At 71.3% G+C, this 9202-nt stretch carries 9 protein-coding genes; 2 read left to right on the top strand and 7 right to left on the bottom strand.

What is annotated here, in order from left to right; all coding sequences use genetic code 11:
* A partial coding sequence (locus tag DW309_RS05240; RefSeq protein WP_205812634.1) for a hypothetical protein occupies nucleotides 1-735 on the bottom strand: 735 nt, incomplete at its 3' end.
* A gap of 180 nt (nucleotides 736-915) precedes the next feature.
* On the opposite strand from DW309_RS05240, the gene DW309_RS05235 reads away from it, so the two are divergent.
* Nucleotides 916-1764 carry a Gfo/Idh/MocA family oxidoreductase gene (locus tag DW309_RS05235; RefSeq protein ID WP_136044767.1) on the top strand — a complete coding sequence of 283 codons (849 nt, stop codon included), beginning with the start codon at nucleotides 916-918 and terminating at the stop codon, nucleotides 1762-1764.
* 92 nt (nucleotides 1765-1856) lie between these two features.
* Here DW309_RS05235 and DW309_RS05230 read toward each other — a convergent pair whose 3' ends face one another.
* From DW309_RS05230 to DW309_RS05220, 3 genes are read right to left on the bottom strand one after another with little or no spacing between them, the layout of a single operon-like run.
* Nucleotides 1857-2294, bottom strand: a complete 438-nt coding sequence (locus DW309_RS05230; RefSeq protein ID WP_136044766.1) for a VOC family protein — start codon at nucleotides 2292-2294, stop codon at nucleotides 1857-1859.
* Between the two features lie 42 nt (nucleotides 2295-2336).
* A complete protein-coding gene (locus tag DW309_RS05225; RefSeq protein WP_136031410.1) occupies nucleotides 2337-2687 on the bottom strand; it encodes a TraR/DksA family transcriptional regulator in 351 nt (116 codons plus the stop codon).
* A gap of 51 nt (nucleotides 2688-2738) precedes the next feature.
* On the bottom strand, nucleotides 2739-5291 hold the full coding sequence (locus DW309_RS05220) for an MMPL family transporter (protein ID WP_136044765.1): 2553 nt from the start codon (nucleotides 5289-5291) through the stop codon (nucleotides 2739-2741).
* A gap of 68 nt (nucleotides 5292-5359) precedes the next feature.
* Here DW309_RS05220 and DW309_RS05215 point away from each other — a divergent pair, with 68 nt between their 5' ends.
* Nucleotides 5360-5929 carry a TetR/AcrR family transcriptional regulator gene (locus DW309_RS05215; protein ID WP_136044764.1) on the top strand — a complete coding sequence of 190 codons (570 nt, stop codon included), beginning with the start codon at nucleotides 5360-5362 and terminating at the stop codon, nucleotides 5927-5929.
* Nucleotides 5930-6011: 82 nt separating this feature from the next.
* Here DW309_RS05215 and DW309_RS19370 read toward each other — a convergent pair whose 3' ends face one another.
* From DW309_RS19370 to DW309_RS05205, 3 genes are all read right to left on the bottom strand, one after another.
* The gene (locus tag DW309_RS19370) at nucleotides 6012-6152 is read right to left on the bottom strand and encodes a hypothetical protein (protein ID WP_168387183.1); all 141 of its coding nucleotides are present in this window, start codon (nucleotides 6150-6152) and stop codon (nucleotides 6012-6014) included.
* Nucleotides 6149-8479 carry a phosphoribosylformylglycinamidine synthase subunit PurL gene (gene purL / locus DW309_RS05210; protein WP_136031417.1) on the bottom strand — a complete coding sequence of 777 codons (2331 nt, stop codon included), beginning with the start codon at nucleotides 8477-8479 and terminating at the stop codon, nucleotides 6149-6151. Before purL ends, DW309_RS19370 begins: the two co-directional genes overlap by 4 nt.
* Before the next feature lie 176 nt (nucleotides 8480-8655).
* A partial coding sequence (locus DW309_RS05205) for a helix-turn-helix transcriptional regulator (protein WP_136044763.1) occupies nucleotides 8656-9202 on the bottom strand: 547 nt, incomplete at its 5' end.

Genomic DNA, 9202 nt, shown 5'->3' with positions numbered 1-9202 from the left:
GGCGGGGAGCTCGCGGGCGACCTGCTTCTCCAGCACCGTCACGGCCTCGTCCGACAGCAGGATCAGTCCGTCGAGCTCTTCGCGCACGCGCTTGTAGGCCACGTTGCGCTCGGCCTGCGTCGCCGACTCGTCGACCGCGACCTTCAGCAGCTGCTGCGCGCGGTCGAGGCGCTTGCGCTCCGCCTCCGTGAAGGTGGAGTCGCGCAGCCGGCGGGCATCCTTCTCGGCGATCTCGAACGCCACCGCGTAGTCGCCCACGGCCTGCAGGTACTCCGCGATCTGGTGCTCCGACAGCGGCGCATCGGCCGAGGCGGGGCGCAGCGCGTCGGCGGTCTTCTTGGCGCGCAGGAACGCGGCGGTGAGCGGCTGCCGTCCGTCGCTCATCGCGGGGAAGGCGATCAGCTTCGCCACGTCGAGCTCGTAGTCGAGCCAGCGGGCCGTGATCTCGTCGTGCTCGGCGAACAGCCGCGTCAGCAGGTCGTCGGTCGACACGGGGGCCGTGGTGTCGACCACCGACGGGCCGTGGCGCTTCGCCTCGCGGCCCAGGGCGCGGGCCTCGATCTCGGCGGTCTTCAGCTGCGCCTTCATGCGCAGCGTCTCCAGGCGGCGTTCGTGACGGCGCTTCGAGCTGCGCTCCCACGCCTTCGCCACGCCTCCGGCCATGCCCATGAGCGGGAAGACGAGCCACCAGTAGTGCCCCGCGAAGGTCCAGAAGCCCTGGATGAACTCGTCCATGATGGGTTCAGCCTACTGCGCAGGGGCCGGGCGCCGGCGGCCGTCCGTCGGCTCGGATCGGCAGCGTCCGCGGTGGTGGACCCGCGCCGCGAGGCAGACCGCGGCTAGGGTGGGCGCAGAGCCGGCCGGGCGGGGGTGCGGCATCGTCGTCCTCCGCCGGTCGCCGTGGAGGAGGACAGCATGGAGACGAAGAACGTCGCGATCGTCGGCATCGAGAACAGTCATGCCACCGAGATCGTCCGCCACCTCAACGGGGAGGAGGCAGCCGACCTCCCGGTGCGGGTCTCGGCCCTCGTCGCGGGCGAGGTGGAGCGCACCAGGGAGCTCGCCGAGCTCGGAGCCATCACCCGCATCGCCCCCGAGGTGTCGGAGCTCAACGGCGCGGTCGACGCGCTCATCGTGACCAGCCGCGACGGGGCGCTCCACCGCGCGCTCGCCGTGCCGTTCCTCGAGGCCGGCACTCCCGTCTGGGTCGACAAGCCGCTGGCCACGACGCTCGACGACGCCGACGCGATCCTCGCCGCGGCCGAACGTGGCGGCACGACCGTCACCTCCTTCTCGACGCTCCGCTGGCTCGACGACACCGCGGCGATCGCCGACGCCGTGGCCGGGGTCGGCGCGCTCCAGTCGCTTACCGTCTCGGGCCCGGCCGACGCCGACAGCCCGCACGGCGGCCTCTTCTTCTACGGCATCCACCACGCCGACGTCGCCCAGCACCTGCTGCCCGGGGCGGCGGAGGGCGTCGAGGTCGAGCGGGCCGACGGCCGTGTCGTCGCGCGCTACCGCGTCGGCGGCGTGCCGGTGGTGCTGGACTTCACCCGGCCCGAGGGCGACGCGGCCGTGCCGTTCCACGTGACGGCGGTCGGTACGGGCGGCACGGTCGAGCGCGACATCGAGGTCGGCCCCGACTACGTGCGGCCCGGAGTCGACGCGTTCGTGCGGATGCTGCTCACCGGCGAGCCCCCGGTCCCGGTCGCCCAGCTGCGCGAGCCCATCGCGGTGCTGGAGCAGATCACGCGCGCGCTCTGATGCTCCGGTGTCGCGGAGGTGGGAGGCGTTCCTCCGCGCGACTCCTCGGGCGCCAGAGATCGAACGCCGCACCGGTGACCACGCGGCCGATCTCAGCTCTTCGTGAGGTCTTGCGCGAACATCACGATGATGCCGCTCGGGCCGCGGAGGTAGGTGAGCTTGTAGACGTCCTGGTAGTTCGCGACTCCCCGCAGCGGTTCGTAGCCGTGGCGGGTGGCGATCGCGAGGGACTCGTCGATGTCGTCGACCGAGAAGGCGATGCGGTGCATGCCGATCTCGTTCGGGAGGGTCGGCTCGGTCTCGATCGCTGCGGGGTGGATGTACTCGAACAGCTCGATCTGCCCGCGGCCGTCCGGCGTCTGCAGCACGGCGATCCTGGCGTGGTTTCCGTCGAGGCCGACGGCGGTGGAGGCCCACTCGCCGCTCACCTCGTCCCGGCCGAGCACCGTGAGTCCGATGTCGGTGAAGAAGGAGATGGTGGCTTCCAGGTCGCGGACGGCGATCCCCACGTTCTCGAGTGCGATGGGCATGCCGCGATGCTACGCCGTGCTACGCCGTGCCGTGTCGTGGTGTCAGCGGCCGAGCTTCTCCGCGCAGGCGACGCAGTACTCGGCGAACGGTCGCACCTCCAGCCGCCCGGCGGGGATGGGTTTCCCGCAGTTCGCGCAGACGCCGTAGGTGCCCGCATCGAGACGGGCCAGCGCGTCGTCCACCTGCTGCAGCTCCACCGCCGCAGCCTCGGCCAGCCCGGTGAGCCGTGACCACTCCGACGACAGCGTCACACCCTCGGGGTCGTGCTCGTCGTCGTCGTTCGAGCCCTCGCGGTCGTGCATGAGCTCGTCGAGCGTGGCCGCGGTCGCGCGCACCCGCCCTTCCGCCTCGGCGCGCAGTCGTTCCAGCAGCACGCGCGGATCCTCACTCATCCGCCCACTCTAGGCGCGCCTTCCGACACCGGCGCGCGCCTGCCGCGTGGCTCACTCGTGCGCGCGGCGCTCCGCCCGGGTGCGCGGGGGCTGCACCGCGGGGATGGAGTCGGTGTGCACGGCAGGGTGGTCGCGCTCCAGCGCCGCGCCCTCCATGTCGACGTTCGGGATGAGACGGTCGAGCCACCGCGGCAGCCACCACGCCGAACGGCCGAGCAGATGCATGAGCGCGGGCATCAGCAGCATCCGCACCACGAAGGCGTCGAGCAGCACGCCGAACGCGAGCCCGAACCCGATCGAGCGGATGATGGTCGACTCGGAGAAGATGAACCCGCCGAACACCGACACCATGATGAGCGCCGCGGCGATCACGACCGAGCGGCCGGCGCGGAAGCCCTGGGCGACGGCATCTCGTGCGGAGGCGCCGTGCACGTACGCCTCGCGCATGCCCGAGGCGAGGAACAGCTGGTAGTCCATCGCGAGCCCGAACAGGATGCCGACGAGGATCACCGGCAGGAAGCTCAGGATCGGCCCGGTGCTGTGCAGGCCGATCAGGTCGGCGCCCCAGCCCCACTGGAACACCGCGACGATCAGGCCGTACGTCGCGAACAGCGACAGCACGAAGCCGCCGGTCGCGATCAGCGGCACGAGCAGCGAGCGGAACACCACGATCATGATGAGCAGCGACAGCCCGACCACCACCACGAGGTATAGCGGCAGCACCGCCGCCAGGGCCTCGGAGATGTCGATGTTGATGGCGGCCTGACCGGCGACGCCGAGCGTGATGTCGCCGTCGATCGCGGGCAGCGCACGCAGGTCCTGCACGAGCTTCTCGGTCGAGGCGCTGTTCGGCCCCTCCTCCGGCAGCACCTGGAAGGCGAGGAGCGTGTTGTCGTCGGAGGTGGCGATGGGTGCCACGGCGGCCACGTCGTCCTGCTCCGCGATCTTCTCCGCCACCGTCACCTGGGTGGCGAGCAGGTCGTCGTCGCTCACGGCGTCGTCCAGCGTCGCGGTCACCAGGAGGGGACCGTTCGCGCCCTCGCCGAACTGCTCCTCGACCGCCTGGAACGCGCGGTAGCTGGTGGAGTCGGACGGCTCGCTCGACCCGTCCGGCAGCCCCAGGCGCATCGACATCGACGGGATCGCGATGATGAGCAGCGCGACGATGCTGACGACCGCGGTGACCACGGCGCGCAGGGTCGACATGCGGCGCACGGGCTTGCCCGCCGCGTGCTCCTGCCCGATCGTCGCGCGCGCCTTGCGGCTCAGCAGTCGCGTGCCGACGAGGCCGAGGATCGCGGGGGCGAGCGTGATGGCCACGAGCACCGCGACCGCGACGCACACCGCGCCGACCGTGCCCATGAGCCCGAGGAACGGCACTCCGGTGACGTTGAGCGCGAGCAGCGCGACGATCACGGTCGTACCGGCGAACACGACCGCCGTGCCCGAGGTGCCGGTGGCGAGCCCGATCGACTCGCGCACGGGCGACCCGGCGAGCAGCTGCTTGCGGTGCCTGTTGACGATGAAGAGCGAGTAGTCGATGCCGACCGCGAGACCCAGCATCACACCGAGCACGGGGGTGACCGAGGCCATGTCGACCACGCCGGAGAAGGCGAGCGAGGCGGTGACGCCGACGCCGACGCCCACGACCGCCGTGACGATGGGCAGCGCGGCGCCGATCAGCGAGCCGAGCATCACGATGAGCACGACCGCGGCGAACGCGAGCCCGATGGCCTCGCCCACGCCGAAGATCTCGGGCACGCCCTGCGCGATGTCGGTGCCGAAGTCGACCGTGACCCCGTCGATCTTCTCGTCCTGGAAGTGCGCGATGGTGGACTGCTTGACCTCTTCGGACAGCTCCAGGCGCGGGTCGGTGAACGACACGTTGACGATCGCGGTGGAGCCGTCTTCCGAGACGACGCCGATGCCGTCCGTCAGGTCGAGCAGGCGGGAGCCGAGTTCGACCTGTTCCGCGTTCGCGTCGAGCTCGGTGCGGTTCGCGTCGATCGTCGCCTGCTGCGCCTCCAGCTGTGCGAGCTGCGCGTTGAGGGCGGCGAGCTGCGCGTCGAGGGCGGCGGTCTGCTCCGCGGGCGCTCCGGCGGCTTCGGCCTGCGCCCGCGCCGCGGTGAGCTGATCGAGTCCGCCCTGGAGCTGGGTGCGACCTGCGTCGAGCTGCGCCTGTCCGGCGTCGAGCTGGGCGCGTCCGCTGTCGAGCTGCGCCTGCCCGTCGGTGAGCTGCTGCGCCTGGTCGGCCTGCTGCTGCTGGGCGTCGAACGGGTCGACCACCGAGGCGACGCCGTCGAGGTCTTCCGCGCTCGCGGCGAGGTCGGAGATCGCCTGCTTCTGCTCGTCGGTGAAGGGCTCGCCGTCGTCGGTGCGGTACACGACCGTGCCGGTGCCGCCCGCGGTGTCGGGCAGCTTCTTCGCGAGCTGGTCGGTGACCGCGCCCGACGCGGTGCCGGGGATGTCGAAGCTGTTGCTCAGCGTGCCGCCGAGGGTGAGGAAGGCGCCGACGCCGATGCCGAGGATCACGACCCACGAGACGATCACCGTCCACGCCCTGCGCGCAGCGAAAGAACCCAGACGGAACAGCAGTGAGGCCACGTGATCTCCTTCAGACGAAAAGATCATACGGCACGTCTCGTCTAGGGTTCTGTGGCTATCCTGAACGCATGGTGAACGTGCATCGCAGCGGCCCTGTGCGCAGCACCGCGGCCCGCGAGGCGATCCTCGCCGCCACGGCTCGGCTCTTCCACAACCAGGGCTACGACCGGCTCACGATCGAGGGCATCGCGAAAGAGGCCGGGGTCGGCAAGCAGACCATCTACCGCTGGTGGCCATCGCGGGGGGCTCTCATCGGCGAGTGCCTGGCCGAAGGGCTCCTGGTCCCGGTGGACTTCGTCGTGCCCGACACGGGAGACCTCTCCGCCGACGTCGAGACGTGGCTGCGCAGCGTCCTCGCGATCCTGGAGGAGCCGCAGGGCGGGGTGCTGCTGCGCTCCCTCGTCGCCGCCGCCACCGAAGACGCCTCGGTCGGCGCGCACCTGGGCGAGAGCCTCGGCGTGGAGAAGTACCTCGTCGAGCGGCTGCGCGGCGGCATCCGGGATGGGCAGCTCGCCGCCGACGCCCCGGTCGAGCAACTGGGTCGCGCGATCCTCGGGGCGATCATCGTCGAGGCGCTCGGCCGCGAAGCCCACGATCCGGGCTCGGTCGTCGCCCTGACGCGCTTCCTCTTCCGCTGACGCCCGTCGCCTTGTCGCCGGCGTGGTTCGTGAGCGAGCGAAGCGAGACGAAGGGCGCCCAGGAACCGCGGAGCCGCCCGGCTCAGCCGAGGAGGATCGTGAGCACGGTCGCGCCGCCGCCACCGAGGATCAGCGCCACGATGACCGTCCACGCCACGATGCGGATGCGCCGGTTGCGCTTCTCGCCGAGGTCGCCGTAGTCCTCGCTGAGGTTGTCGCTCATGCGTCCACCGGCTCCGTCACGGTCGGGCCGAAGTACGACGGCAGCGTGGCCTGCGAGCGCTCGCGCAGCTCGGCAGCCGACACGGTGAACACGTCCTGCACCTCGAGCTGCGGCTCGCTGTCGGTCACGCCGATGCGCATCACCGGGTAGCCGCGGCCCTCGCACAGCCCGCGGAACTTCACGTCGTCCTCGCGGGGCACGGTCACGATCACGCGACCGGTCGACTCGGAGAACAGCGCGGTGGCGGCGTCCACCCCGTCGCGGTCCATGATCTCGGTGAGCCACACACGGGCGCCGACGCCGAAGCGCATCACGCCCTCCGCGAGCGCCTGCGCCAGGCCGCCCTCGGACAGGTCGTGCGCGGACGAGATCAGCCACTCGTCGCGGGCCGCAGCGAGCAGGCCCGCGAGGCGCTTCTCACCCGCGAGGTCGACCTTCGGCGGGCGACCGCCGAGGTGCTGGTGCACGACCTCGGCCCACGCGGAGCCCGACAGCTCGGTCTGCGTGGTGCCGAGCAGGTAGATGTTCTGCCCCTCGTCCTGCCACCCCGACGGGATGCGGCGGGACACGTCGTCGATGATGCCGAGCACGCCGACGAGCGGGGTCGGGTGGATCGGCACGTCGCCGGTCTGGTTGTAGAACGAGACGTTGCCGCCGGTGACCGGGGTGCCCAGCTCGTAGCAGCCGTCGGCCAGGCCGTCGACCGTCTGCCCGAACTGCCACATGACCTCGGGGTTCTCGGGGGAGCCGAAGTTGAGGCAGTCGGTGATCGCGGTGGGCGTGGCGCCCGTCACGGCCACGTTGCGGTAGGCCTCCGCGAGCGCGAGCTGCGCCCCCGCGTACGGGTCGAGCTGGCAGTAGCGGCCGTTGGCGTCGGTCGCGATGGAGAACCCGAGGCCCGACTCCTCGTCGACCCGGATCATGCCCGCGTCGTCGGGGAAGCTCAGGGCGGTGTTGCCGAGCACGTAGTAGTCGTACTGGTTGGTGATCCAGCGGGTGTCGGCGAGGTTCGGGCTCGCGACGAGCGACAGGAACTGCTCGCGCAGCGTCTCCGGGTCGTTGGCGCGCGGCAGGTTCTCGGCGGCGTCGGCCTGCAGGGCGTCGATCCAGGTGGGGTACGCGACCGGGCGGTCGTACACGGGGCCGTCGACGGCGACCGTGGACGGGTCGACGTCGACGATGCGCTCGCCCTGCCAGTCGATGATGAGACGCCCGTCGCCGGTGACCTCGCCCAGCACGGAGGTCTCGACCTCCCACTTGTCGACGACCTTCATGAACGCGTCGAGCTTCTCGGGCGCGACGATCGCCATCATGCGCTCCTGCGACTCCGACATGAGGATCTCCTCGGCCGTGAGCGTGGGGTCGCGCAGCAGCACGTTGTCGAGCGAGACGTGCATGCCGCTGTTGCCGTTGGCCGCGAGCTCGCTGGTCGCGCAGGAGATGCCGGCGGCGCCGAGATCCTGGATCGCCTCGACCAGCTCGCCGCGGTACAGCTCCAGGCAGCACTCGATGAGCACCTTCTCGGCGAACGGGTCGCCCACCTGCACCGCGGGGCGCTTGGTGGGGCCGGTGGAGTCGAACGAGTCGGAGGCGAGGATGCTCGCCCCGCCGATGCCGTCGCCACCCGTGCGGGCGCCGAACAGCACGACCTTGTTGCCCACGCCGGTCGCGTTGGCGAGCTTGAGGTCTTCGTGGCGCAGCACGCCGACCGCGAGCGCGTTCACGAGCGGGTTCGCCTGGTACACCGAGTCGAAGACGGTCTCGCCGCCGATGTTCGGCAGGCCGAGGCAGTTGCCGTAGAAGCTGATGCCGCTCGTGACGCCGTGCACCACGCGGGCGGTGTCGGGGTGGTCGATCGCGCCGAAGCGCAGCGCGTCCATGACCGCGACCGGGCGGGCGCCCATCGAGATGATGTCGCGCACGATGCCGCCGACGCCGGTGGCCGCACCCTGGAACGGCTCGATGAAGCTCGGGTGGTTGTGCGACTCCGCCTTGAAGGTGACGGCCCAGCCCTCGCCGACGTCGATGACGCCCGCGTTCTGCCCCATGCCGACCATGAGGCGTTCCTTCATCTCGTCGGAGACCTTCTGGCCGAAGCGGCGCAGGTAGTTCTTGCTCGACTTGTAGGAGCAGTGCTCCGACCACATCACCGAGTACATCGCCAGCTCGCCCGAGGTGGGGCGGCGGCCGAGGATCTCCTTGATGCGCGCGTACTCGTCGTCCTTGAGCCCGAGCGCGCCGTACGGCTGCTCCTTCTCGGGCGTCGCGATCGCGTTCTCGACCGAGTCGGGGACGTGCTGGGGGGAAGGTGCAGAGGGGGTGGTCACGCGCACTCCAAGGGAAGGGGCCGGCGGGGCGTCTTCAGTCTACCGGCGCGGGTGAGGCGGCTCTCCCGCGAGGGTTGGGCGTCAGATGCGGGCGGTGAGGACGGAAGCGATGTCTCTCTTCGTGTGGAGCACGCGATGAACTCGCACGGTATCCGGATCGTCCATGTACTCCTGGATCAGGAGGGCGGGTCCGCGGCCGTGGCGAACCGGGCCGCGAGCGTCTCCGCCGCCTCGCGCAGGGGTTCCGGTCCGACCACCGTGAAGGGCGCGTCGAACCGGGCGACCGCGGCGAGCACGCCCACCCACGACCACGAACCCACCGTCACGCGGCATCTCCCATCCGGCCGCTCCTCGACCTCGCCGTCGCCCACCCACGGCACCACCTCCCGCGCCGGAAGCTCGATCACGACCTCGCCGATGCACGGCCAGCGGTCCTCCGTGGTCGAGCCCTTCGCCCGCGCCGCCAGGTGGGTCGCGGCATCCTCCGCGGGAAGCGGTCGCGGCGTGAACGACGGCCCGCTCGGCACCCGCGGTCGCATCCGGTCGAGCCGGTAGGTGCGCCAGTCCGCCGCCTCCAGGTCCCACGCCAGCAGGTACCACCGGCCCTCGCGCGCCACGACGGCATGGGGTTCCGTGCGCCGAGGGGGGCGGTCCGCCGCCGCGCCGTAGTCGAAGCGCAGCACCCGCCGGACGCGCACCGCCGCGCTCGCCGCCCCCAGCACG

The sequence above is a fragment of the Microbacterium sp. K41 genome (genome assembly GCF_004794395.1).
Lineage (GTDB): Bacteria > Actinomycetota > Actinomycetes > Actinomycetales > Microbacteriaceae > Microbacterium > Microbacterium sufflavum.
Note: the sequence above shows the minus strand (reverse complement) of the source record. Positions and strands in the feature narration are given on the sequence as shown.